Origin of the sequence: Streptomyces sp. NPDC007095 (genome assembly GCF_040634475.1) — a bacterium.
Classification (GTDB): domain Bacteria; phylum Actinomycetota; class Actinomycetes; order Streptomycetales; family Streptomycetaceae; genus Streptomyces.
Window position 1 is genome coordinate 1 of the sequence record NZ_JBEYFS010000188.1, and the last position, 24,139, is coordinate 24,139.

At 72.4% G+C, this 24,139-nt stretch carries 18 protein-coding genes and 1 pseudogene; 10 read left to right on the plus strand and 9 right to left on the minus strand.

Annotated features, from left to right (window positions below; translation table 11 throughout):
- Positions 1 to 124: 124 nt before the first annotated feature.
- The 7 genes from ABZ656_RS43140 (at position 125) to lgt (ending at position 6,343) form a co-directional block, all read left to right on the plus strand.
- A complete protein-coding gene (locus ABZ656_RS43140; protein WP_360276005.1) occupies positions 125 to 577 on the plus strand; it encodes a DUF2752 domain-containing protein in 453 nt (150 codons plus the stop codon).
- Between the two features lie 158 nt (positions 578 to 735).
- Positions 736 to 1,545 carry an indole-3-glycerol phosphate synthase TrpC gene (gene trpC / locus ABZ656_RS43145; protein WP_054231452.1) on the plus strand — a complete coding sequence of 270 codons (810 nt, stop codon included), beginning with the start codon at positions 736 to 738 and terminating at the stop codon, positions 1,543 to 1,545.
- Between the two features lie 67 nt (positions 1,546 to 1,612).
- A complete protein-coding gene (locus ABZ656_RS43150) occupies positions 1,613 to 1,831 on the plus strand; it encodes a tryptophan synthase subunit(beta) (protein WP_180362760.1) in 219 nt (72 codons plus the stop codon).
- A gap of 186 nt (positions 1,832 to 2,017) precedes the next feature.
- Positions 2,018 to 3,310, plus strand: a complete 1,293-nt coding sequence (trpB, locus tag ABZ656_RS43155; protein WP_101405681.1) for a tryptophan synthase subunit beta — start codon at positions 2,018 to 2,020, stop codon at positions 3,308 to 3,310.
- Positions 3,307 to 4,122: a tryptophan synthase subunit alpha gene (gene trpA / locus ABZ656_RS43160; protein WP_360275979.1), complete on the plus strand. Its 816-nt coding sequence runs from the start codon at positions 3,307 to 3,309 to the stop codon at positions 4,120 to 4,122. The genes trpB and trpA overlap by 4 nt, the downstream gene beginning before the upstream one ends.
- 117 nt (positions 4,123 to 4,239) lie before the next feature.
- Entirely contained in the window at positions 4,240 to 5,016 is a 777-nt protein-coding gene (locus tag ABZ656_RS43165; protein WP_180362560.1) for a thioredoxin domain-containing protein, read from the plus strand.
- Between the two features lie 214 nt (positions 5,017 to 5,230).
- Complete coding sequence (gene lgt / locus ABZ656_RS43170; RefSeq protein WP_360275983.1) at positions 5,231 to 6,343, plus strand: prolipoprotein diacylglyceryl transferase; 1,113 nt, start codon at positions 5,231 to 5,233, stop codon at positions 6,341 to 6,343.
- 56 nt (positions 6,344 to 6,399) lie between these two features.
- Here lgt and ABZ656_RS43175 read toward each other — a convergent pair whose 3' ends face one another.
- The 7 genes and pseudogenes from ABZ656_RS43175 to ABZ656_RS43205 form a co-directional block, all read right to left on the minus strand.
- Positions 6,400 to 7,230, minus strand: coding sequence for a CoA ester lyase (locus ABZ656_RS43175; protein WP_101408209.1), 831 nt, complete (start codon positions 7,228 to 7,230; stop codon positions 6,400 to 6,402).
- 2 nt (positions 7,231 to 7,232) lie between these two features.
- Entirely contained in the window at positions 7,233 to 8,483 is a 1,251-nt protein-coding gene (locus ABZ656_RS43180) for a CoA transferase (protein ID WP_180362561.1), read from the minus strand.
- Positions 8,480 to 9,429 (minus strand): annotated as a pseudogene (locus tag ABZ656_RS43185) (ribokinase). Before ABZ656_RS43185 ends, ABZ656_RS43180 begins: the two are co-directional and overlap by 4 nt.
- Positions 9,426 to 10,811: an ADP-ribosylglycohydrolase family protein gene (locus tag ABZ656_RS43190; protein WP_360275987.1), complete on the minus strand. Its 1,386-nt coding sequence runs from the start codon at positions 10,809 to 10,811 to the stop codon at positions 9,426 to 9,428. Before ABZ656_RS43190 ends, ABZ656_RS43185 begins: the two are co-directional and overlap by 4 nt.
- Positions 10,799 to 11,971: an ADP-ribosylglycohydrolase family protein gene (locus ABZ656_RS43195; protein ID WP_101405687.1), complete on the minus strand. Its 1,173-nt coding sequence runs from the start codon at positions 11,969 to 11,971 to the stop codon at positions 10,799 to 10,801. Before ABZ656_RS43195 ends, ABZ656_RS43190 begins: the two co-directional genes overlap by 13 nt.
- 7 nt (positions 11,972 to 11,978) lie before the next feature.
- Positions 11,979 to 13,274 (minus strand): ADP-ribosylglycohydrolase family protein, encoded by a 1,296-nt coding sequence (locus ABZ656_RS43200; RefSeq protein ID WP_360275990.1) that lies wholly within the window; start codon positions 13,272 to 13,274, stop codon positions 11,979 to 11,981.
- Positions 13,271 to 14,371: an ADP-ribosylglycohydrolase family protein gene (locus tag ABZ656_RS43205; RefSeq protein ID WP_101405688.1), complete on the minus strand. Its 1,101-nt coding sequence runs from the start codon at positions 14,369 to 14,371 to the stop codon at positions 13,271 to 13,273. The genes ABZ656_RS43200 and ABZ656_RS43205 overlap by 4 nt, the downstream gene beginning before the upstream one ends.
- A gap of 249 nt (positions 14,372 to 14,620) precedes the next feature.
- Here ABZ656_RS43205 and ABZ656_RS43210 point away from each other — a divergent pair, with 249 nt between their 5' ends.
- From ABZ656_RS43210 to ABZ656_RS43220, 3 genes are all read left to right on the plus strand, one after another.
- The gene (locus ABZ656_RS43210; RefSeq protein WP_360275993.1) at positions 14,621 to 15,352 is read left to right on the plus strand and encodes a VIT1/CCC1 transporter family protein; all 732 of its coding nucleotides are present in this window, start codon (positions 14,621 to 14,623) and stop codon (positions 15,350 to 15,352) included.
- A gap of 364 nt (positions 15,353 to 15,716) precedes the next feature.
- Positions 15,717 to 20,309 (plus strand): glutamate synthase large subunit, encoded by a 4,593-nt coding sequence (gene gltB, locus ABZ656_RS43215; RefSeq protein WP_101405690.1) that lies wholly within the window; start codon positions 15,717 to 15,719, stop codon positions 20,307 to 20,309.
- The gene (locus tag ABZ656_RS43220) at positions 20,302 to 21,762 is read left to right on the plus strand and encodes a glutamate synthase subunit beta (protein WP_360275996.1); all 1,461 of its coding nucleotides are present in this window, start codon (positions 20,302 to 20,304) and stop codon (positions 21,760 to 21,762) included. The genes gltB and ABZ656_RS43220 overlap by 8 nt, the downstream gene beginning before the upstream one ends.
- A 137-nt stretch (positions 21,763 to 21,899) precedes the next feature.
- Here the strand turns inward: ABZ656_RS43220 and ABZ656_RS43225 are convergent, their stop codons facing one another.
- Together ABZ656_RS43225 and ABZ656_RS43230 are read right to left on the minus strand one after the other, a co-directional pair.
- A complete protein-coding gene (locus ABZ656_RS43225) occupies positions 21,900 to 22,910 on the minus strand; it encodes an ABC transporter ATP-binding protein (protein WP_360275999.1) in 1,011 nt (336 codons plus the stop codon).
- On the minus strand, positions 22,907 to 24,073 hold the full coding sequence (locus ABZ656_RS43230) for a hypothetical protein (RefSeq protein ID WP_360276002.1): 1,167 nt from the start codon (positions 24,071 to 24,073) through the stop codon (positions 22,907 to 22,909). The genes ABZ656_RS43225 and ABZ656_RS43230 overlap by 4 nt, the downstream gene beginning before the upstream one ends.
- Positions 24,074 to 24,139 lie beyond the last annotated feature (66 nt).

Here is a 24,139-nt window from a genome sequence, read left to right on the forward strand (position 1 = left end):
GCCCGCGCGGCGGGCGGCGCGCTGCGCTCCCCCGTTGGGGCTCCCCTCGCGGCGTCCCGGCACCCCCTCCGGCCCCCGCCTCTCGCGCGTCCGTCCCGGGCGCGCCACGCCCGCGACGGGCAGAATGCGACGGGTGAACGCCGAAACCCAGAGGGTGACGCGGCCCCGCCCCGCTGAGCGGGTCGTGCCGCGGCGGCTCGTCGTCCCCGCGGGGGCGCTCGCGGCCGTCGTCGGCGCCTTCGCGTACGTCGGGGCCGTGGACCCCAACCAGCCCGGGCACTACCCCGTCTGCCCGCTGCAGCGCTACACGGGCCTGTACTGCCCCGGCTGCGGCGGTCTGCGCAGCGCCCACGCCTTCGTGCACGGGGACTTCGCGACGGCGCTCACGGACAACGCGCTCGCCGTCATGGGCTACTTCGTCTTCGCGGTGGTGTGGACCGTCTGGGCGGTCCGCTCGGCGCGCGGACGGCCGTTGCGGATCGACCTCGGGCCCGTGCACCTGTGGAGCGCGGGCGTGCTGCTCCTGGTCTTCACCGTTGTCCGGAACCTGCCCTTCGGTGGCTGGCTGCACCCTTGATCAAATGGCAAACGTCCAGGTAGTGGGACCGGCGTCAACCGGATGTGATGCCTAGGCCTTCCTCCGGATACCATCGGAGTGACCCATCATGACCGTCGGGACGGCGGTCTGGGGTCGACAGGCTCAACCGTTCACCGTCAGGGAAGGGGGCCGCTCGCGTGAGTGTGCTCGACGAGATCATCGACGGAGTCCGTGCCGACCTCGCGGAGCGGCAGGCGCGCGTCAGCCTCGACGAGCTCAAGGAGCGCGCGGCGAAGGCTCCCGCGGCCAAGGACGGCGTGGCCGCCCTGCGTGGCGACGGCGTCAAGGTCATCTGTGAGGTCAAGCGCTCCAGCCCGTCCAAGGGCGCGCTCGCCGCGATCGCCGACCCCGCGGCCCTGGCCGCGGACTACGAGGCGGGCGGCGCGGCCGTCATCTCGGTCCTGACCGAGCAGCGCCGCTTCGGCGGCTCGCTGGCCGACCTGGAGGCCGTCCGCGCCCGGGTCGACATCCCCGTGCTCCGCAAGGACTTCATCGTCACGTCGTACCAGCTCTGGGAGGCCCGCGCGTACGGCGCCGACCTCGCGCTGCTGATCGTGGCCGCCCTCGACCAGGCCGCCCTGGAGTCCCTCATCGAGCGCGCCGAGTCCATCGGGCTCACGCCGCTCGTCGAGGTGCACGACGAGGACGAGGTCGAGCGGGCGGTGGACGCCGGCGCGAAGGTCATCGGCGTCAACGCGCGCAACCTCAAGACCCTCAAGGTGGATCGCACCACCTTCGAGCGGATCGCTCCCGAGATCCCGTCCGGCCTCGTCAAGGTCGCCGAGTCCGGCGTCCGCGGGCCGCACGACCTCATCGCGTACGCCAACGCCGGCGCCGACGCGGTCCTGGTGGGCGAGTCCCTCGTCACCGGCCGCGACCCGAAGACGGCAGTCGCCGACCTCGTCGCGGCCGGGGCCCACCCCGCGCTGCGCCACGGACGGAGCTGACACCCCGGTGCACAGCGCGCTCCACGCCACCGCCGTCACCCGTCCGGGCTCGCGCCCCGACGGGGGAGTGGCGTGCGTGCGGGCGGCTGCCGCCGGGGTGCGCGATCCCTACGCCCGCCTCGCCCGCGGCTGTCGGCCGCGCGGCTGCCGGGCACCGGCCCGCCGCGTCCACGGGCGCCGCGTGCGGTATGTCATCGGTGACGAACCGGGCCAGGTCAACGGCATGCGATGGCCCGCCGGCGCACGCGTACAGGCGCCGCTCCGGGCCCGCCGCACCCCGCGGTGAGCTGACAGCTCCGACTCCCTCGTGCCACGTCGTGGCGGCCGCTCGCCGTCGCGACGGGAACTTCGTCCTCGGTACGGGCGGGTGGGCGGGAAGCGAACGGTGTCGTCCGGGCGACCTGTGCGTGCGCGACTGACGTGACCCCTGTCCGACCTGTAACCGGGGCTGTCGCCCCTGCGAGGTATCCGCATGCCCAGCGAGTTCTTCATTCCCGACCCCGAGGGTCAAGTCCCCACCGCCGAGGGGTACTTCGGCGCGTTCGGCGGCAAGTTCATCCCGGAGGCGCTGGTCGCCGCCGTGGACGAGGTCGCCGTCGAGTACGACAAGGCGAAGGCGGACCCCGAGTTCGCCCGCGAGCTCGACGACCTGCTCGTCAACTACACCGGGCGCCCGAGCTCACTCACCGAGGTGTCCCGCTTCGCCGAACACGCCGGTGGCGCGCGCGTCTTCCTCAAGCGCGAGGACCTCAACCACACCGGGTCCCACAAGATCAACAACGTGCTCGGTCAGGCCCTGCTCACCAAGCGGATGGGCAAGACCCGCGTCATCGCCGAGACAGGCGCCGGTCAGCACGGCGTGGCCACCGCCACCGCCTGCGCGCTCTTCGGCCTCGAGTGCACGATCTACATGGGTGAGATCGACACCCGGCGGCAGGCACTCAACGTGGCCCGCATGCGCATGCTCGGCGCCGAGGTCATCGCAGTGAAGTCCGGCTCCCGCACCCTCAAGGACGCCATCAACGAGGCCTTCCGGGACTGGGTCGCCAACGTCGACCACACGCACTACCTCTTCGGGACCGTCGCGGGGCCGCACCCCTTCCCCGCCATGGTCCGCGACTTCCACCGCGTCATCGGCGTCGAGGCCCGGCGGCAGATCCTGGAGCGTGCCGGACGGCTCCCCGACGCGGCCATCGCCTGCGTCGGCGGCGGCTCCAACGCCATCGGCCTCTTCCACGCCTTCATCCCGGACGCGGACGTACGCCTCATCGGCTGCGAGCCCGCCGGACACGGCGTGGAGACCGGGGAGCACGCCGCGACCCTGACCGCCGGTGAACCCGGCATCCTGCACGGGTCGCGGTCGTACGTCCTCCAGGACGAGGAAGGGCAGATCACCGAGCCCTACTCCATCTCGGCGGGCCTCGACTACCCGGGCATCGGACCCGAGCACTCGTACCTCAAGGACAGCGGCCGCGGCGAGTACCGCGCGGTCACCGACGACGCGGCCATGCAGGCCCTGCGCCTGCTCTCCCGCACCGAGGGCATCATCCCGGCGATCGAGAGCGCCCACGCGCTCGCCGGGGCCCTGGAGGTCGGCAAGGAGCTGGGCAGGGACGGGCTGATCATCGTCAACCTGTCCGGGCGCGGCGACAAGGACATGGACACGGCCGCCCGCTACTTCGGCCTGTACGACACCGCCGCCGACGCCGTCGTCGAGGCGGACGCCGACAGTGACACCGCCGAGATCGAGGGGGACGCCAAGTGAGCGGCAACATCCAGCTGTTGAGCGACACCCTCGCCGCCGCGAAGGCGGAGGGGCGTTCCGCCCTCATCGCGTACCTCCCGGCCGGGTTCCCGACGGTCGACGGCGGGATCGCGGCCGTCAAGGCCGTCTTCGAGGGCGGCGCGGACATCGTCGAGATCGGTCTGCCGCACAGCGACCCCGTCCTCGACGGGCCCGTCATCCAGACCGCCGACGACATCGCCCTCAAGGGCGGCGTCAAGATCGCCGACGTCATGCGCACGGTCCGCGAGGCGCACGGGGCCACCGGGAAGCCGGTGCTCGTCATGACGTACTGGAACCCCATCGACCGCTACGGCGTCGAGCGCTTCACCACGGAGCTGGCGGAGGCGGGCGGCGCGGGCTGCATCCTGCCCGACCTGCCCGTCCAGGAATCGGCGCTGTGGAGGGAGCACGCGGAGAAGCACGGCCTCGCGACCGTGTTCGTCGTCGCGCCCAGCAGCAAGGACGCCCGGCTCGCCGAGATCACCGCGGCGGGCAGCGGCTTCGTGTACGCGGCCTCGCTGATGGGGGTCACGGGCACGCGGGAGTCCGTGGGGGCCCAGGCCCAGGACCTGGTGCGGCGCACCAAGGCCACCACCGAGCTGCCGGTCTGTGTCGGCCTCGGTGTCTCCAACGCCACGCAGGCCGCCGAGGTGGCCGGCTTCGCCGACGGCGTGATCGTCGGCTCGGCCTTCGTCAAGCGGATGCTGGACGCGGCGGACGAGGCCGCGGGCCTCGACGCGGTCCGCGCCCTCGCGGGCGATCTGGCGAAGGGCGTGCGCGGCACGGCCTGAGGCACCTTCCGCCGCGTACGCGTCCTGATGCGTACGTAACGGACAATCCGCTCACTCGAACGGGTGGACCTGGGACCGGGGAGGCGCGCTGCGCCTCCCCGGTTCGTTCTGCCGGTTGTGAGCGAGAAGAACCGTGACGGAAAGCGCACCGCCCGCGAGCGGATGGCGGTCGAGCGAGAGAAGCAGAAGGCCGCGGACAAGCGCCGGCGGGCGCTGATCGTGGGCGCGTCGGTGGTGTGTGTCCTGGCTCTTGCCGGGGTGGTGGGCGTTTTGGCCGCCAACTCGGGCAAGGACAAGAAGAGCGCCGCGTCGGGCCCGGCAGTGTCGCCCTCGGGTGCGACAGGCAAGGACGGCCTCGCGATCCCCGTCGGCAAGGACGGCGCCAAGTCGACCCTCACGGTCTGGGAGGACTTCCGCTGCCCGGCCTGCCAGGCCTTCGAGACGGTGTACCGCCCGACGATCCATGAGCTGGTCGACGCCGGAAAGCTCAGGGTGGAATACCACCTGGTCACGCTCATCGACGACGGCAGGGGAGGCAGCGGCTCCCGGCACGCGGCCAACGCCGCGGCCTGCGCCCAGGACGCCGGAAAGTTCACGGCCTACCACGACGTCCTGTACATGAACCAGCCCAGCGAGACCACCGACGACTTCTCGAACGACAGCAAGCTCATCGAGCTGGCGGGCAAGGTCGACGGCCTGGACACCCCCGCCTTCCAGAAGTGCGTCAAGGACGGCACGCACAACAGCTGGGTCGTGAAGTCGAACGCCGCCTTCCAGAGCCGCGGTTTCAGGGGCACGCCGACCGTGCTGCTGGGCGGCAAGAACATCTACGAGGACCAGACGATGACCCCGGCGAAGCTCAAGCAGATGGTGGAGGCGGAGAACAAGGCCTGAGCCCCGCGTCTGCCCTGTGCCCCCGGCTCGGACACGGGCCGGGGGCGGCTCATGTCGTGGCTCACGTCCTGACCCGAGTTGTGGCCTCCGTCACGGCCTGTGTCACGACCTCCGTCACGGCCTGTGTCGCGGCCTCCGTCGGGGCCCCTGTTATGGACCCGTAGCCGGGCTGCTTGCCGTGGGTCCGGTCCGGCAGGGTAGCGTCGACCCTGCCATGGAACTTGCCTACATTCCCAGCCCGTCGCACGGTGTGGTGCACCTCGGCCCCATTCCCCTGCGCGGCTACGCGTTCTGCATCATCATCGGCGTCTTCGTAGCCGTCTGGCTCGGCAACAAACGCTGGATCGCCCGAGGCGGGCGGCCCGGCACGGTGGCCGACATCGCGGTGTGGGCCGTCCCGTTCGGCCTTGTCGGCGGCCGGCTCTACCACGTGATCACGGACTACGAGCTGTACTTCAGCGACGGCCGTGACTGGGTGGACGCCTTCAAGGTGTGGCAGGGCGGCCTCGGCATCTGGGGCGCGATCGCGCTCGGTGCGGTGGGCGCGTGGATCGGCTGCCGCCGACGCGGCATCCCGCTCCCCGCCTGGGCCGACGCCCTCGCTCCCGGCATCGTCTTCGCCCAGGCCATCGGGCGCTGGGGCAACTGGTTCAACCAGGAGCTGTACGGCAAGGCGACGGACGTGCCGTGGGCGCTGCACATCACGTCCTCCACGGACGGGCGCGTCCCGGGGTACTACCACCCGACGTTCCTGTACGAGTCCCTGTGGTGCATCGGCGTCGGCTTCCTCGTCATCTGGGCGGACCGCCGCTTCAAGCTGGGCCACGGGCGGGCGTTCGCGCTGTACGTCGCCGCGTACTGCGTCGGTCGCGGCTGGATCGAGTACATGCGCGTCGACGACGCCCACCACATCCTGGGCCTGCGTCTCAACGACTGGACCGCGATGGTGGTCTTCCTCCTCGCGGTGACCTACATCGTGGTGTCGGCGCGGCTGCGGCCGGGACGCGAGGAGGTCGTCGAGCCGGACGGGGACACCCCCGACGGAGATGCCGTCGTCCTCGACAAGAACGCCGACAGCAAGGCCGACAGCAAGGCCGACGACACGGCTGACGACGAGGCCGACGACGAGGCCGACGAGACGACCGGCAAGAAGCCCGACGGCAAGAAGCCCGACGGCAAGAAGCCCGACGCGAAGACGGACACCGAGTCCGACGAACCCGGGCAGTCCAAGGAGTCCCTGGAGTCCCCGGAAGCCGAGGAGCCCGAGGAGTCCGAGAAGTCTGTGGAGGCGGCGAGGGGCGAGGCCGAGTCCGCCAAGAAGGTCTGAGTTCCTCCGGTACGTCGACGGGGGCGCCGCGTCCGAGGACGCGGCGCCCCCGTCGCTCATTTCCGGCGGGACAGCGCCAGCGTGCGGCGGGCGCCCGCCACGACCGCCGCGTCCACGAACCTGCCGTCGGGCAGTGCCTGGGCACCGGGCTCGGTGGCGGCGGCCTTGACGATGAGCTCGGCGGTCTCGACCTCGGCCGGCGTCGGGAGATAGGCGTGTTCGATCACCGGGAGCTGGCGGGGGTGGATGGCCGCGCGGCCGAGGAAGCCCAGGGTGCGCCCGTGGGCGCAGGAGGCGGCCAGGCCTTCGAGGTCCCGGATGTCCGGGTAGATCGACTGTGTGGGCGGGGCGAGGCCGGCGGCCCGGGCGGCGACCACGATCCGGGCGCGGGCCCAGTCCAGGCCCGCGTCCTCGCGTACGCCCAGGTCGGCCCGTAGATCCGCCTCCCCCAGTCCGATGCCGCGCACCGCCGGGTGGGCCGCGGCGATGGTGAAGGCGTGTTCGACGCCGAGGGCGGATTCCAGGAGGGCGTACAGGGGGATCGCGCCTCCCTCGGAGGGGGCCGAGCGTTCCGCGACCCGGACGACATCGGCGGGGGAGGTCACCTTGGGCAGCCGGAGGCCGGAGAGGCCGGGGAGCGGGGCGAGCGTGCTCAGGTCCGCCTCGGCGAGGGGACCGTCCAGCGCGTTCACGCGGACGTGGACCGGGACCGGGGGAGGGTCCGAGAGCAACTCGGCGGTGGCGGCGCGGGCGTACTTCTTGCGGTGCGGGGCGACCGCGTCCTCCAGGTCGATCAGGACGACGTCCGCGCCGGAGACGAGGGCCTTGGCCACCACCTCCGGGTGGTCTCCGGGGGCGTAGAGCCAGGTGAGCGGGAGGGCCGGGATCCTCATAGGGCGCCTTCCGATCTGAGGTTGGTGATCTCGGCCTCGGACAGGCCGAGTTCGGTGAGGACGGCGTCCGTGTCGGCGCCGTGGGGGCGGCCCGCCCAGCGGATCGCGCCGGGGGTGGCGGAGAGCCTGAAGAGCACGTTCTGCATGCGCAGGGGGCCGAGTTCGGGGTCTGCGACGGTGGTGATCGCGTCCAGGGCCGCGTACTGCGGGTCCTCCATCACATCCCGTACGTCCTGGATCGGGGCCACCGCCGCCTCCGCCTTCTCGAAGGCGTCCAGGACCTCGGCGCGGCGGTGACGGGCGATCCAGGTGCCCACCGCCTCGTCCAGGACGTCCGCGTGGCGGGCCCGGTCGGCGCCCGTCGCGAACCACGGTTCCTCGATCAGCTCCGGGCGTCCGACCAGCCGCATCAGCCGCTCGGCGATCGACTGGGCGGAGGTCGAGACGGCGACCCAGGAGCCGTCCGCCGTGCGGTAGGTGTTGCGGGGCGCGTTGTTCGCGGAGCGGTTGCCGGTGCGGGGCTGGACGTGGCCCAACTGGTCGTACCAGAGCGGCTGTGGGCCGAGCACGGTGAGGATCGGCTCGATGATCGCCATGTCGACCACCTGGCCGCGGCCCGAAGCGTCGCGGGCGCGGAGCGCGGCCATGACGGCGTACGCCGTCGCCAGGCCCGCGATCGAGTCGGCCAGGCCGAAGGGCGGGAGGGTCGGCGGGGAGTCCGGTTCGCCGGTGATCGCCGCGAAGCCGCTCATCGCCTCGGCGAGCGTGCCGAAGCCGGGCCGGTGCGCGTACGGGCCGAACTGGCCGAAGGCGGTCACACGGGCGAGGACGAGGCGGGGGTTGGCGGCCGACAGCTCCGCCCAGCCCAGGTCCCACCTCTCCAGGGTGCCGGGCCGGAAGTTCTCGATGATCACGTCGGCGGTGGCGGCGAGGCGCAGCAGGGTGGCGCGGCCGCCGGGCCTGGACAGGTCGAGGGTGATGGTGCGTTTGTTGCGGCCGAGGAGCTTCCACCACAGGCCGATGCCGTCCTTCGACGGGCCGTGGCCCCGGGAGGGGTCGGGCTTGGCCGGGTGCTCGACCTTGATGACCTCCGCGCCGAAGTCGCCGAGCATGGTGGCGGCGAGCGGTCCGGCGAACAGGGTGGCGAGGTCGAGGACGCGCAGCCCGGTGAGCGGGCCACGACTCGTCCCCGGCTCGGTGAGCGGACCGCGATCCGTCCCCGCCTTGTCGCCCGTATGCCCGCTCATGAGGTCTGCCGGGTGTTCGAGGCGGCCTGGGCGTCGATCTCGGAGCGGTACGGCATCGAGGACGAGGCGCCGGCGCGCTGCACCGACAGGGACGCCGCCGTCGACGCCCACGCGAGGGCGGCGCGCATCGGCCGGCCCTCCGCCAGCGCGACCGCGAGGGTGCCGACGAAGGTGTCGCCCGCGCCGGTCGAGTCCACGGCGGTGACCCGGGGCGCGGGCACGGCGAGGGGTTCGGCGCCGCGGGCCGCGTACAGACTGCCCGCCGCGCCCAGTGTGACGACGACTTCGGGTACCTGGTCGAGCAGGGCGGTGGCCGCGTCGCGGGGGTCGGTGAGGCCGGTGAGCGCGGTGGCCTCGTGTTCGTCGGGCACAACAGGTCGATGGAGGCGAGGAGTTCGGGCGGCAGGGGCTGTACGGGGGAGGGGGTCAGGATGGTCCGGACGCCGTGGCGGCGCGCGGCCTCGGCGCCCGCGAGGACGGCGGCCAGCGGGATCTCCAGCTGGAGCAGCAGGGCGTCGGCGCTGGTGATGAGCGCCTCGTCGCCGGGGGCGAGGTGGTCGACGGTGCCGTTGGCGCCGGGGATGACGACGATCTCGTTGCCGCCCTCGTCGTCCACGACGATGTGCGCGGTGCCGGACGGGCCCTCGGTGGTGCGCAGGTGGTCGGTGTCCACGCCCATGGGGGTCCCCCCTGCTCGAGCGAAGCCGAGAGCTTGGGGGAGCTCCATGGTCGTACGGAGCTGGGAGCCGAAGGCGTCGGCGCCCACCGCGCCGATCATCGAGACGTCGGCGCCCGCGTGGGCTGCGGCCACCGCCTGGCCCGCGCCCTTGCCGCCAGGGATCGTACGGAACTCCCGTCCCGTCACGGTCTCTCCGCGCTGCGGGGCCTTCGCGACGTACGCGACGAGGTCCATGTTCGTGCTGCCGAGCACGGCGATATGGGTCATGGGTGACGGGTCTCCCGGTGCGTGAGCTGGTGGGTCAGCCGGTGGGTCAGCTGGGCGAGGGTGTCGAAGCCGATGCCGTCGAAGTCGGCGACGGAGGTGGCGAGGCGGTTCTTGAGGGGGGTGGTCCAGCGGTCGGGGAGCGCGGCGGGGGTGCCGGTGAGGAGGCCCGCGACGCTGCCCGCCGTCGCGCCGTTGGAGTCGGTGTCCCAGCCGCCGGACACCGCGCGGCAGATGGAGCCGGAGAAGTCGCCGTCCGCGTGGGTGAGGGCGGCGGCGATCAGGGCGGTGTTGGGGAGGGCGTGGACCCAGTGGTAGGCGCGGTGGGTGGTGTGCAGTGCGTCGACGACCGTGTCGAAGTCCTCGGTGGTGCGGGCGAGGCGGACGGCGTGGCGGATCGCCTCGGCCAGGCGGGAGGCGGGGGGCACGACGGTGAGGCCGGTGCGCAGGCAGGCGTGGATGTCGGCGCGGCCGGCGGCGGCCTCGGCGATGGTGGCCGCCGTGAACATCGCCGCGTACACGCCGTTCGCGGTGTGGGTGAGGGTGGCGTCCCGGTGGGCCGCTTCCGCGGCGGCGGCCGGATCGCCCGGGTTGGTCCAGCCGTGGACGTCGGCGCGGATCAGGGCGCCGATCCATTCGCGGAAGGGGTTGCGGTGGCGGGCCGTGTGCGGGGGTTCGATGCCGGTGAGGAGGTTGCGGTAGGCGATGCGTTCGGCGGTGAACGCGCGGCCGGCGGGGAGTTCGTCCAGCCAGAGGCGGGCCACGTCGGCGGTCGTGAAGTCCCTGCCGTATCGCTGGAGCAACAGGAGGTTCAGCAGGGGGTAGTTGAGGTCGTCGTCCTCGGGCATGCCGTCGATGTTCTCGGCGAGGGAGGTGGGGGCGGAGCGTCTGTTCCAGGGGTGGGCCCGGAGGAGCTCGTCGGGTACGCCCCGGGCGGTGAACCAGGTGTGCAGGGGCCAGTTTCCGGCGGCCCGGGCCAGTTGGCGGATGCCGTCGAGAGGGAGCTTTTCCACCGGTTTGCCAAGGAGGCAGCCGACTGCTCTGCCCAGCCAGGCGGTTTCCAGGCGGGCCTGGGTGGGGGCTGGGGTGGGCACGGGTCGGGCGGGCCAGTCCGGGCAGTGGGCCCTGATCTGGCCCAGGTCTGTCGGCTCCGTGTCCGCCGACTTGCCAGGCAGCTCCGCCAGTTCGTCCAGGAGGTCTTCCGCCAGTGCGCGCAGGTACCGCGAGACCGGAGTAGGGGACGTGCCCGCGCGCGGTGGGGCCTTTGGGCCGCCCGCCGCGTGCCAGCGGGCCGCGATCGCCTCCGGTGCGCGGCCGTCCTGATACGCCTGGGCGAGCTCGTGGCCGAGGAGGTCCTCCGGTTGGACCCAGGTCAGTCGGAGCATCGCGGGGTTCCCGTCAGTTCGGCGTACGCCGACTCGTGGGCGCGGCGACGGCCCAGGTCGCGAGCGAAGATCTCGCGGGTCACCCCGGTGAGGGTGGTCGCCGGGGCGTGCAGGTCCAGGCGGCTGGACTCGGCGACCGTCTTGGCCCACTCGTGGGGGACCTCGGAGCCGAGGGCGCCGGCGAGGGCGCCGGACATGGTGGCGATGGAGTCGCAGTCGCGGCCGTAGTTCACCGAGCCGAGGACCGCGTGCCGGTAGTCGCCGCCGGACACCACCAACATGCCCAGGGCGACGGGGAGTTCCTCGATCGCGTGGAGACGGGAGGGGCGGCGGGCGGCGAGGGAGGGGGAACGGTAGTCGGGGCCGACCGTGTCGTAGGGGATCACCGCCTCGCGGAGCGGGACCAGCGCCGACTCGAAGTCCGTGTGGCGGGCGGCGACTTCGCAGACCGCCTCGATCGCCGACCTGGTGCCGTCCTTCGCCAGGGACAGGCAGGCCGCGACGACCGAGTCCGGGCTCGCCCCGGGCGCGCACGCCGCCGCCACCCCCGCCGCGAAGACGCCCGCCGCCTCCCGCCCGTACGACGACTGGTGGGCACCCGCGATGTCGAGGGCCTCGGCGTACGCGCCCGCCGGGTTGGCCGCGTTGACCAGGCCGGCCGGCGCCATGTACATCGCGGCGCCGCAGTTGACGATGTTGCCGGTGCCGGCCTCCCGGGGGTCCACATGGCCGTAGTGGAGGCGGGCCACCAGCCACTTCTCCGCGAGGAAGATCCGCTGGAGGGGGATGGCCTCGGCCTCCAGTTCCGGGATCCAGCGCGGGCCCGTCATGAGGTCGGGGACCAGGTGCTCGGCGACGGCGTACGCGTCGAGGTGGTCGCGGACGGTGGCGTACACGCGTACCAGCGCGTGGGTCATCAGGGTGTCGTCGGTGATGTGTCCGTCGCCCTTGTGGTACGGGGCGATGGGGCGGGCGGTGCGCCAGGCGTCGCCGTTCCAGGGGCCGACGATGCCGTGGATCCGGCCGCCGTGCCGTTCGACGATCTGCTCGGGGGTGTAGCCCTCGACGGGGCCGCCGAGCGCATCGCCGACGGCGGCTCCGACGAGGGCTCCGGTGATGCGTTCGTCGAGGGTTCCCGTTCCTTCTCCTTTGGGCGTCATGCCCGAATCATCCCTCTGGGGTGGCCAGTTCCGTCGCTTCCAGGAGGTCGGCGAGTCCGATCAGGTCCGTGCCCGTGAGCCGGGGCAGCGCGCAGCCGGACAGGATGCGGCAGGCGTCGCGCCAGGAGGCCGGGATCGCGGCGCCGCCGCCCAGCGCGCCGGTGAGCGCGCCTGCGAGGGCCGGGGCCGAGTCCGCGACCCGGGACAGACAGGCGGCGGCGGGCACCGCCTCCGCGATCCGGCCGCGTGCGGCGGTGGCCAGGGCGAGGGCGACCGGCACGGTCTCCGCCGCCGCGATGCCGTAGCTGTAGACGTGGTCGACGATCTGGTGTTCCAGGAGGGGGACGAGGGCGAAGGTGTCCCCGCTGGCGCGGGCGAGCCGCAGTGCGTGCCGGGCGTTGCGGCCGATCTCCGTCGACTCGGGGAGCTCGGCGAGGGCGGCGTCCGCGCACGCGTCGACGTCGGCCCCGGCGAGGGCGAGCGCGAGGGCCGCGGCCATCGCGCGGGCGCCGTGCACCCCGTCGCCGTCCTGGGTGTAGCGGGCGTCGAACTCGGCGAGTTCCGCGGCGAGTCGGGGGTCGCCCGGGTGTGCCACGGCGAGCACACAGGCCCGTACACAGGCCGCGTCGTCGAAGTAGTGCGGGTTGTCGTGGCCGGTGGCGGGCGGGCGCAGCCCGGTGGCGAGGTTGCCCAGGCCCGCCCGTACGGAGATCCGGGCGCGCAGGGGGAGCAGCGCGGACTCGACCTCGGGGGCGCGCTCGGCGGCCGCGGCGACCTCGCTGGCGACGGCGTTCCAGGACAGGTCGATGGACGCCCGCATCCGGCGTTCCCGGCTCAGGTCGCCGAGCGCGCTGCGGTCCCCGGCGCGCAGCACGGCCTCCGCCGCGAACGCAGCCCATTCCGCGTCGTCCGACGGGCCGAGCCGCAGGGGTTCCGGCGGCTGGTTGAGCGCGATGGGCACGGGCAGGGTCGTCGTCGCGTTCTGCTCCGCGAAGGTGTCCAGCTCGCGGGTCAGCCGCCGGGTCCACTCGGGCATCCGGGCCGCGCGGTGCCGGCCGGCGGGCCAGCCGGCGGCGTCGCCCGCGGCGAGCCCGAGCAGGAGGCCCTCGATCCGGCGGGGGTGCGGGGCGGGGGCGGGAGCGGCGCTTTGCTCCGTACGGGGGTCCGCATCCGTCGAGGGGGAGTCCCCGGTGCCGGACGTCGAGGGTGGATCCCCGATGTCGGAGATCGAGATCGATCCCCCGGTCACCGGTGCCGAGGCCGATCCCGTGCCGGGTTCGTCGCCCGCCAGGCCGGGTCTCATGGCTGCCCCTCGTCATCGTCGTCGGCAAGGATGTAGTCGCTGGTGAGGGCGTACGGGTCGGGGGGCGGAGGTGCCGCGCTCCCGGTTCCCCACTTCCCGTCGTCCCCCGGTGTGAGCAGTTCCGCCACGTCCAGTACGTGGTGGCCCGCCATGGAGGGCAGGCAGCTGCCGCGTGCCGGGCCGATCGCCGCCGCCCAGTCCGCCGGGATCGCGGCGGCGCCCCGGGTCGCCCCGGCCAGCGCGCCCGCCACCGCGGCCGTGGTGTCGGCGTCGCGGCCCATGTTGACGGCGGTGAGGACGGACTCGGTGAAGTCGCCGTCGGCGGCGGCGTACGCGCCGAAGGCGAGGGCGACGGCCTCCGGGGCCAGGTCCGTCCAGGGGTAGCCGCCGATGACGACCGCCGAGCGGACCGCCCGTTCCCCCCGGTGGGCGACGGCCACCGCCCGGCGCAGGGAGCGGGCCGTCCAGGAGTCGTCCGGGATCACGGCGAGCGCGGAGGCGACCACCGCGATCGTGGCCGCGCCCGCCATCGCCGCCGCGACCCCCGCCGCGACCGCCTGGCCGCCGTAGATGCCCTCGCCTTCGTGGCTCACCGAGCCGTCGATCGCCACCAGCCGGGCCGCCTCCGCCGGTCGCCCCGCCGCGAAGACGCCGAAGGGGGCCGCGCGCATCGCCAGACCGTCGCTCCAGGCGTGCCGGTGCTGGGCCGAGATGGGGGCCGCGAGTCCCCGGCGCAGGTTCTCCAGGGTGCCGCGCTCGCTGAAGCCGGCGCCCCGGAACGGCCCCTCGTCGCGGTCGGCGATCCACTGGTGCCAGGCCGCCTCGACATGCGTCACGGTGAGCGCCGAACCGTGCCGTGCCAGCAGCAGCCCCGAGAAGATCGCGTACTCCGTGTCGTCCGTCCCGGCCGGGTGCTCGGCGACGTACCCCGTGATCCGTCCCCACTTCGCGCGGATCTGCGACGGCCTCATGTTCTCGGCGGGCGCGCCCAGCGCGTCCCCGACGGCGAGGCCGAGCAGCGCGCCGCGGGCCCGCTCGCGCAGGGCGGCCGAGTCCCCGGGTGCCGGGACGGAGGGAATGCAGGCGATGGAAGCCATACGGTGCCTCTCCTCTCAGGGCGCAGAGCCCTTTGGGGATGTGTCCCACGGGAGGGGGCGGGGAGAGCCGTCCGCGGCTTCTCATTCACCCGGTCGACATCTGTGCATGATCGTTCACGGATGAGCGCCTGAGGGTAAAGCTGCAGGTTAGCCCAGCCTTTCCTTGCTGGCGGAGAGGAAATTACAGGCGTACTTTCGTGGTTGTCGAAAAGTAGAAACAGTCCAATCGAAGGATCCTGGGGGACCGGTATGTCCATCATCGAGACCGAAGCGACCCTGCACGAGGCGCACCGCGACAACCACACCCACCGGGACGTGAACGGCGGATGGCTGCGCCCGGCCGTGTTCGGCGCGATGGACGGGCTCGTGTCCAACCTCGCCCTGATGACCGGCGTCGCCGGCGGGTCCGTCTCCCACCGGACGATCGTCATCACCGGGCTCGCGGGCCTGGCCGCCGGCGCCTTCTCCATGGCCGCCGGCGAGTACACCTCCGTCGCCTCGCAGCGCGAACTCGTCCAGGCCGAACTCGACGTCGAGCGCCGTGAGTTGAGAAAGCATCCGCAGGACGAGGAGCGCGAGCTCGCCGCGCTGTACGAGTCGCGCGGCGTCGATTCCGAACTCGCCCGCGAAGTGGCCAAGCAGCTCTCGCGCGACCCCGAGCAGGCCCTGGAGATACACGCACGCGAAGAGCTCGGCATCGACCCGGGCGACCTGCCCTCCCCGGCCGTCGCCGCCGTGTCGAGCTTCGGCTCCTTCGCCCTGGGCGCCCTGCTCCCCGTACTGCCGTATCTGCTCGGCGCGACCGTCCTGTGGCCCGCGCTGCTGCTCGCGCTGATCGGGCTCTTCGCGTGCGGCGCGATCGTGGCCCGGGTGACGGCTCGAACCTGGTGGTACAGCGGAATTCGGCAGCTCGCGCTCGGGGGCGCCGCGGCGGGTGTGACGTACCTCCTGGGCAGCCTGTTCGGTACCGCCGTAGGATGATGTCTCGCGCACTTATGCAAGGGACTGCATAAGTAGCCGTTACTCCCTGGTTTCGATCGCTTAACCACTGGGAATGAGCCGTAAGCGCTGCGGGCAATGAGGCCTGCGCCGCTTCAGTGCGGTGGGTGACGTTGCCCGCCGTACCCTGGACCCGCGGACACTGATCTGTCCGCTTAGGTCCCCTTAACTCCACCGTCGTGCGCGGTACCCCCACGCCACCCACCGGTGTCCGCATGTTGGAACGGAGTATCCGGTTCCCGAGAACCATTCCATCATGTAACCTGCACGAAATTTTGCACCCCAAGCAGAGGGCCAACGTCGTCCCTCGGCACATGCATATGCCACGACGACGACGGGAGAGCCGATGCGTTCGCCGCGCCAGCCGTCCCAGCACTTCACGAATGGCCAGAACTGGTCCTTCATGGATGCTCGCCCTGCTGCGCAGGGTATGTACGACCCCCGCAACGAGCACGACGCCTGTGGCGTCGGCTTCGTGGCCACCCTCACCGGTGAGGCGAGCTACGCGCTGGTCGAGCAGGCGCTCACCGTGCTGCGCAACCTGGAGCACCGGGGTGCCACCGGCGCCGAGCCCGACTCGGGCGACGGCGCGGGCATTCTGTCCCAGGTCCCCGACGCGTTCTTCCGTGAGGTGGCCGAATTCGAGCTGCCCGCGGCCGGCGCGTACGCGGTCGGCATCGCCTTCCTGCCCGAGGACGGCATCGAGGATGTCGTCTCACAGATCGAGACGATCGCCGCCGACGAGGGCCTGACCGTCCTCGGCTGGCGCGAGGTCCCGGTCGCCCCCGAACTGCTCGGGGCCACCGCCCGCTCCACGATGCCCGCCTTCCGCCAGATCTTCGTCACGGACGGCGTCTCGACCGGCATCGAGCTCGACCGCAAGGCGTTCGTGCTGCGCAAGCGCGCCGAGCGCGAGGCCGGCGTGTACTTCCCGTCGCTCTCCGCGCGCACCATCGTCTACAAGGGCATGCTGACCACCGGCCAGCTGGAGCCCTTCTTCCCGGACCTGTCCGACCGCCGCTTCGCCTCCGCGATCGCGCTCGTGCACTCCCGGTTCTCCACCAACACCTTCCCGAGCTGGCCGCTCGCCCACCCGTACCGCTTCGTCGCGCACAACGGCGAGATCAACACGGTCAAGGGCAACCGCAACTGGATGCAGGCGCGCGAGTCCCAGCTGGTCTCGGATCTCTTCGGGGACAAGGGCCTGGAGCGGGTCTTCCCGATCTGCACGCCGGACGCGTCCGACTCCGCCTCCTTCGACGAGGTGCTCGAGCTCCTCCACCTCGGCGGCCGCTCGCTCCCGCACTCCGTGCTGATGATGATCCCGGAGGCGTGGGAGAACCACGACTCCATGGACCCGGCCCGCCGCGCCTTCTACCAGTTCCACTCCACGATGATGGAGCCCTGGGACGGCCCGGCCTGTGTCACCTTCACCGACGGCACCCAGGTCGGCGCGGTCCTCGACCGCAACGGTCTGCGCCCCGGCCGCTACTGGGTCACCGACGAGGGCCTCGTCGTCCTCGGCTCCGAGGTCGGCGTCCTCGACATCGACCCCGCGAAGGTCGTCCGCAAGGGCCGTCTGCAGCCCGGCAAGATGTTCCTCGTCGACACCGCCGAGCACCGCATCATCGAGGACGACGAGATCAAGGCCGCCCTCGTCGCCGACAAGCCGTACGCGGAGTGGCTGGAAGCCGGCGAGATCGAGCTCTCCGACCTCCCCGAGCGCGAGCACATCGTGCACACCCACGCCTCGGTCACCCGCCGCCAGCAGACCTTCGGCTACACCGAGGAAGAGCTGCGCATCATCCTCGCGCCGATGGCCAACACCGGCGGTGAGCCGCTGGGCTCCATGGGCACGGACTCGCCGATCGCGGCCCTCTCCGCGCGCCCGCGCCTGCTCTTCGACTACTTCACCCAGCTGTTCGCGCAGGTCACCAACCCGCCGCTGGACGCGATCCGCGAGGAGCTCGTGACCTCGCTGCGCTCCTCGCTGGGCCCGCAGGGCAACCTGCTGGAGCCCACGGCCGCGTCCTGTCGTAGCGTCACCCTGCCCTTCCCGGTGATCGACAACGACGAGCTGGCCAAGCTCATCCACATCAACGCCGACGGCGACATGCCGGGCATGAAGGCCGCGACCCTGTCCGGTCTCTACCGGGTCGGCGGTGGCGGCGACTCCCTCGCCGCGCGGATCGAGGAGATCTGCGCGGAGGCCGACGCCGCCATAGAGAACGGCGCCCGTCTGATCGTCCTGTCGGACCGCCACTCCGACGCCGAGCACGCGCCGATCCCCTCGCTGCTGCTCACCGCGGCCGTCCACCACCACCTCATCCGCACCAAGCAGCGCACCCAGGTGGGCCTGCTGGTCGAGGCGGGCGACGTCCGCGAGGTCCACCACGTGGCCCTCCTCATCGGCTTCGGCGCCGCCGCGGTCAACCCGTACCTGGCGATGGAGTCGGTCGAGGACCTGGTCCGCGCCGGCACCTTCCTGGGGGACATCGAGCCCGAGCAGGCCATCCGCAATCTGATCTATGCGCTCGGCAAGGGCGTCCTCAAGGTCATGTCCAAGATGGGCATCTCGACCGTCGCCTCCTACCGCGGCGCCCAGGTCTTCGAGGCCGTCGGCCTCGACCGGGCCTTCGTCGAGAAGTACTTCAACGGCACGGCCACCAAGATCGGCGGCGCCGGTCTCGACGTCATCGCCAAGGAGGTCGCGGCGCGGCACGCCAAGGCCTACCCGGCCTCCGGCATCGCCCCGGCGCACCGGGCCCTCGACATAGGCGGCGAGTACCAGTGGCGCCGCGAGGGCGAGCCGCACCTGTTCGACCCGGAGACGGTCTTCCGCCTCCAGCACTCGACCCGCTCCGGCAGCTACGACATCTTCAAGAAGTACACGGACCGGGTGAACGAGCAGTCCGAGCGCCTGATGACGCTCCGCGGCCTGTTCGGCTTCAAGTCCGACCGGCAGCCGATCTCGATCGACGAGGTCGAGCCGGTGAGCGAGATCGTCAAGCGCTTCTCCACCGGCGCCATGTCGTACGGCTCCATCTCCAAGGAGGCGCACGAGACCCTCGCCATCGCCATGAACCAGCTGGGCGGCAAGTCCAACACCGGTGAGGGCGGCGAGGACGCGGACCGGCTCTACGACCCGGCGCGCCGCTCGTCGATCAAGCAGGTCGCCTCCGGCCGCTTCGGCGTCACGTCGGAGTACCTGGTCAACGCCGACGACATCCAGATCAAGATGGCGCAGGGCGCCAAGCCCGGCGAGGGCGGCCAGCTGCCCGGCCACAAGGTCTACCCCTGGGTCGCCAAGACCCGGCACAGCACCCCGGGCGTGGGCCTGATCTCTCCGCCCCCGCACCACGACATCTACTCCATCGAGGACCTGGCCCAGCTGATCCACGACCTCAAGAACGCGAACCCGCAGGCGCGGATTCACGTGAAGCTGGTCTCCGAGGTCGGTGTCGGCACGGTCGCCGCGGGTGTCTCCAAGGCGCACGCGGACGTGGTGCTCATCTCCGGCCACGACGGCGGTACGGGCGCCTCCCCGCTGACGTCCCTGAAGCACGCGGGCGGCCCCTGGGAGCTCGGCCTCGCCGAGACCCAGCAGACGCTGCTGCTCAACGGCCTGCGCGACCGTATCGTCGTGCAGACCGACGGCCAGCTGAAGACCGGCCGTGACGTCGTCATCGCCGCGCTGCTCGGCGCCGAGGAGTTCGGTTTCGCGACCGCGCCGCTCGTCGTCTCCGGCTGCGTCATGATGCGCGTCTGCCACCTGGACACCTGCCCGGTCGGCATCGCCACCCAGAACCCGGTGCTGCGCGACCGCTTCGCAGGCAAGGCCGAGTACGTCGTGAACTTCTTCAAGTTCATCGCCGAAGAGGTCCGCGAGATCCTCGCCGAGCTCGGCTTCCGCACGATCGAGGAGGCCGTCGGGCACGCCGAGAACCTCGACGTGGAGCGGGCGGTCACCCATTGGAAGGCGCAGGGCCTGGACCTGTCCCCGCTCTTCCACGTGCCCGAGCTGCCCGAGGGCGCGGTGCGCCACCAGGTCATCGCCCAGGACCACGGTCTGGAGAAGGCGCTCGACAACGAGCTGATCAAGCTCGCCGCCGACGCGCTGGCCGCGAACACCCAGGCCGACGCCCAGCCGGTGCGCGCCCAGGTCGCGATCCGCAACATCAACCGCACGGTCGGCACCATGCTCGGCCACGAGGTGACGAAGAAGTTCGGTGGCGGGGGCCTGCCCGACGACACCATCGACATCACCTTCACCGGCTCCGCGGGCCAGTCCTTCGGCGCCTTCCTGCCGCGCGGTGTCACGCTGCGCCTGGAGGGCGACGCCAACGACTACGTCGGCAAGGGCCTCTCCGGCGGCCGGGTGATCGTCCGTCCCGACCGGGGCGCCGACCACCTCGCCGAGTACTCGACCATCGCGGGCAACACCATCGCGTACGGCGCGACGGGCGGCGAGCTCTTCCTGCGCGGCCGCACCGGCGAGCGCTTCTGCGTCCGCAACTCCGGCGCGACGGTGGTCTCCGAGGGCGTGGGCGACCACGGCTGCGAGTACATGACCGGCGGCCGCGCGGTCGTCCTCGGCGAGACGGGCCGCAACTTCGCGGCCGGCATGTCCGGCGGCATCGCGTACCTCGTCGACCTGAACCGCGACAACGTCAACGCCGGCAACGTGGGCGCCGTCGAGGCCCTCGACGACACCGACAAGCAGTGGCTGCACGACGTGGTGCGCCGCCACCAGGAGGAGACCGGCTCGACCGTCGCCGAGAAGCTCCTGGCCGAGTGGGACACCGCGGTCGACCGCTTCAGCAAGATCATCCCCAGCACGTACAAGGCAGTGCTCGCCGCCAAGGACGCCGCCGAGCGAGCCGGACTCCCCGAGTCCGAGATCACCGAGAAGATGATGGAGGCGGCGACCAATGGCTGATCCCAAGGGCTTTCTGAACCACGGCCGCGAGGTCGCCAGGACCCGCCCCGTCGAGGAGCGCGTCAAGGACTGGAACGAGGTCTACGTTCCGGGCTCACTGCTCCCGATCATCTCCAAGCAGGCCAGCCGTTGCATGGACTGCGGGATCCCGTTCTGCCACAACGGCTGTCCGCTGGGGAACCTGATCCCCGAGTGGAACGACTACGCCTACCGCGAGGACTGGTCCGCCGCGTCCGAGCGTCTGCACGCCACGAACAACTTCCCGGAGTTCACGGGCCGCCTGTGCCCCGCTCCCTGCGAGTCGGCGTGTGTGCTCGGCATCAACCAGCCCGCCGTGACCATCAAGAACGTCGAGGTCTCGATCATCGACAAGGCGTGGGACACGGGCGATGTCGCCCCGCAGATCCCCGAGCGCCTGTCGGGCAAGACCGTCGCGGTCATCGGCTCGGGCCCGGCGGGCCTGGCCGCCGCCCAGCAGCTCACCCGGGCGGGTCACACGGTCGCCGTGTACGAGCGCGCCGACCGCGTCGGCGGTCTGCTGCGCTACGGCATCCCCGAGTTCAAGATGGAGAAGCGGCACATCAACCGCCGCATCGAGCAGATGCGCGCGGAGGGCACCCGCTTCCGCACCGGCATCGAGATCGGCCGCGACCTCAAGGCGACGGACCTGCGCAAGCGGTACGACGCCGTGGTCATCGCCGCCGGTGCGACGACCGCGCGTGACCTCCCGGTCCCCGGCCGTGAGCTCAAGGGCATCCACCAGGCCATGGAGTACCTGCCGCTGGCCAACAAGGTCCAGGAGGGCGACTACGTGGCGCCCCCGATCACGGCCGAGGGCAAGCACATCGTGGTCATCGGCGGTGGCGACACGGGCGCGGACTGCGTGGGCACCGCCCACCGCCAGGGCGCGGCCTCGGTCACGCAGCTGGAGATCATGCCGCAGCCCGGCGAGGAGCGCAGCCCGGGCCAGCCCTGGCCGACGTTCCCGATGCTCTACAAGGTCACCTCCGCGCACGAGGAGGGCGGCGACCGCGTCTACTCGGTCTCCACCACCCACTTCGAGGGCGACGAGGACGGCAACGTCCAGTGGCTGCACCTCACCGAGGTCGAGTTCGCCGACGGCAAGCTGAACCAGAAGCCGGGCACGGAGCGCAAGATCCCCGCCCAGCTGGTCACGCTGGCCATGGGCTTCACCGGCACCGACGTCGAGAACGGCGTGGTCTCACAGTTCGGCCTGGAGCTCGACGCGCGCGGCAACATCGCCCGTGACGCCGAGTTCGCGACCAACGTGCCCGGCGTGTACGTCGCCGGTGACGCCGGCCGCGGCCAGTCGTTGATCGTGTGGGCCATCGCGGAGGGCCGCTCGGCCGCCCGCGGGGTCGACCGCTTCCTGACCGGGGCCAGCGATCTGCCGGCCCCGATCCGCCCGACGGACCGCTCGCTGATGGTCTGACGCTCCACCCCAACAAACGTCCCGTACAACGGCGTACGGAACTGAACGCGGCGCCTGCCTTGTCCCCGACCGGACGGTGGTGGGCGCCGTGGTGCGTCCTCAGTCGGCCGGGCGACGGGGCGGTGTCGGTGGTGGTCTCAGTCGGCCGGGCGCCCGGTGTCGTCCGGCCACACCCCGATGTGGTCCTGCTCCAGTTCCAGCATCACCCGGTCCTCCATGCCGAGGGCCGCGGTGTACTCGGCGGGCAGCTGGAGCCGGCCGGCCCGGTCCAGCGTCGCGAACTCCCGTGCCACCAAGGCCTCCTGGCCCTCCGCGTCGACCTCCGTGCGGCGCAGCACCTCCGTCGAGGTCCGGCCGTCACGGATCGCGACCGCGCGCCGGACCTCCCCGGCGACCGCCTGGTCGTGCGTGACGATCACGATCGTCGTGCCCAGTTCCTCGTTGGCCCGGCGGAACGCCGCGAAGACCTCCGCGCCGGTCGCCGAGTCCAGCTCGCCGGTCGGCTCGTCGGCGAGCAGCACGGACGGCGAGTTGGCGAGGGCCACGGCGACAGCGACCCGCTGCTGCTGCCCACCGGACATCTGCGGCGGACGGCGGCCGTGGCAGTCGGCGACGCCGAGCATCGCGAGCAGTTCCCGGGCCCGCTCGGCCCGCCGCTTCCCGCGGCCCCGCCCGCCCTTCAACTGCATGGGCAGCGCCACGTTCTGGGCCGCCGTCAGATAGGGGAGGAGATTGCGGGCCGTCTGCTGCCAGACGAAACCGACCACCTCACGGCGGTAGCGCAGCCGGTCCTTCGCGCTCATGGTGAGCAGATCGCGGCCCGCGACCCGGGCAGCGCCCGCGGTGGGCACGTCGAGGCCGGCGAGGATGTTCATCAGGGTCGACTTGCCGCTCCCCGAGGCGCCGACCAGGGCCATCAACTCGCCCTCCTGGACCAGCAGATCGAGTCCCTGGAGCGCCTGTACCTCCACCCCGGCGGAGCCGCCGCGCCCAGGGGAGTCGCCCCCGGCCGCCCGGCCGGGGAAGATGCGGACCAGCCGGTCGCAGGCGATCAGGGCGTCCCGCCCGTACGCGGGCCGGTCGCGGCGCGCCGCCGCCCGATGCTCCAGCTCCGCCAGGCTCGTCCGCGAGGTCGTCGCACGGGTCATCGCATGCCTCCTGTCCTGAGTTCGGTGATCGACGTACGGCGCCCCGCCCACCAGGCCTGCGCGACGGCCACCGCCCACGCCAGCAGCACCGTGCCCGCCGCGGGCAGGAGCAGCGACCACACGTCGGTACGCAGCGACGCGCCGACCACGGGCACGCGGCCCGCCGCGCCGGCCAGCGCGAGACGTTCCAGGTCGATGCCGGGAGCGAGCAGCCGGACCGTGGCCCAGCCGGCGAGCATCCCGCCCGAGGCCGAGAGCAGCGCCTGGGGCAGCGCGTCCAGGCTGAGCAGCCGACGGCCCTGGCGGGGCGTGAGGCCCTTGGTGCGCAGCCGGGCCAGCAGCGCGGCCCGTTCCGGCGCGGACTGCAGGAGGGAGAGCAGCAGGGCGAGTACGGCGTACCCCGCACCGGCCAGGGCGGCCGTGGTGTAGATCCGTTCGGCGCCCGCCTGCAACGGCGCATCGGAGAGCGCCACCCGTTGCTCGTCGCGCAACGTCACGGAGAGGCCCTTTCCGGCGCCGCGCACGGCCGTCCGCAGTGCCGGTGCGTCGAGTGCGGCACCGGTCGCCAGCAGCGTCGTCGGATCGGAGTGTTCGAGGCCCGCGGCGTCGACCAGCAGGAAGTCGGCGCCGGGGGCGGCGGGCGTGCGGGAGCGTACGGCGGCGATCCGGACGGTGATGTCACCGGCGAGGGACGTGATCCGACGCGGTGCGCGGCCCAGGCGCTCGGCGAGACCGGGGGAGGCGACGGCGTTCAGGACACTCCCCGTCCCCGCACCCTCCGTCCCCTTCGGCGTCAACACGTCGGCGGAGAAGGCCCCGAGGCCCGTCTGCCGGGCCAGCCGGGCGTACGACGCCGGATCGACCCCGATCAGCGTCAGGCCCCCCTTCGCCCCAGCCCCGCCGGAGGTGAGCTCCGCCGTGCGCTCGATCCGCACGGCCGTCACCCCACGTACGCCCGAGACCTTCCGTACCGCCCCTGCCACGCCCGCCGGGAGCGGCGTCACCTCGCCCGGCCCCGCGATCCGCGCGTCCGCGCCGGTCGCCAGCAGCGCGGCGCGGTCCCGGGCGTCGGACACCCCGGCGAGCACGGAACCCCCGAACGCCGCCGTCGTCAGGGCCAGCAGCAGTGCCAGCAGCGAGGACGACGTTGCGCCACATCGCAACAGCCTCGATATGAAGCAGCTGGTCGTCCCAGGTCTTCGCGGTGGCCGAGGGGCGCCGGAACGCGT

What these genes read in the sequence shown, in the direction of transcription:
- ABZ656_RS43140 (WP_360276005.1), top strand. Translation starts at nt 125, where the DNA reads ATGCGACGGGTGAACGCCGAAACCCAGAGGGTGACGCGGCCCCGCCCC.
- trpB (WP_101405681.1), top strand. Translation starts at nt 2,018, where the DNA reads ATGCCCAGCGAGTTCTTCATTCCCGACCCCGAGGGTCAAGTCCCCACC.
- lgt (WP_360275983.1), top strand. Translation starts at nt 5,231, where the DNA reads ATGGAACTTGCCTACATTCCCAGCCCGTCGCACGGTGTGGTGCACCTC.
- ABZ656_RS43180 (WP_180362561.1), bottom strand. Translation starts at nt 8,483, where the DNA reads ATGAGCGGGCATACGGGCGACAAGGCGGGGACGGATCGCGGTCCGCTC.
- ABZ656_RS43190 (WP_360275987.1), bottom strand. Translation starts at nt 10,811, where the DNA reads ATGCTCCGACTGACCTGGGTCCAACCGGAGGACCTCCTCGGCCACGAG.
- ABZ656_RS43195 (WP_101405687.1), bottom strand. Translation starts at nt 11,971, where the DNA reads ATGACGCCCAAAGGAGAAGGAACGGGAACCCTCGACGAACGCATCACC.
- ABZ656_RS43200 (WP_360275990.1), bottom strand. Translation starts at nt 13,274, where the DNA reads ATGAGACCCGGCCTGGCGGGCGACGAACCCGGCACGGGATCGGCCTCG.
- ABZ656_RS43205 (WP_101405688.1), bottom strand. Translation starts at nt 14,371, where the DNA reads ATGGCTTCCATCGCCTGCATTCCCTCCGTCCCGGCACCCGGGGACTCG.
- ABZ656_RS43210 (WP_360275993.1), top strand. Translation starts at nt 14,621, where the DNA reads ATGTCCATCATCGAGACCGAAGCGACCCTGCACGAGGCGCACCGCGAC.
- gltB (WP_101405690.1), top strand. Translation starts at nt 15,717, where the DNA reads ATGCGTTCGCCGCGCCAGCCGTCCCAGCACTTCACGAATGGCCAGAAC.
- ABZ656_RS43220 (WP_360275996.1), top strand. Translation starts at nt 20,302, where the DNA reads ATGGCTGATCCCAAGGGCTTTCTGAACCACGGCCGCGAGGTCGCCAGG.
- ABZ656_RS43225 (WP_360275999.1), bottom strand. Translation starts at nt 22,910, where the DNA reads ATGACCCGTGCGACGACCTCGCGGACGAGCCTGGCGGAGCTGGAGCAT.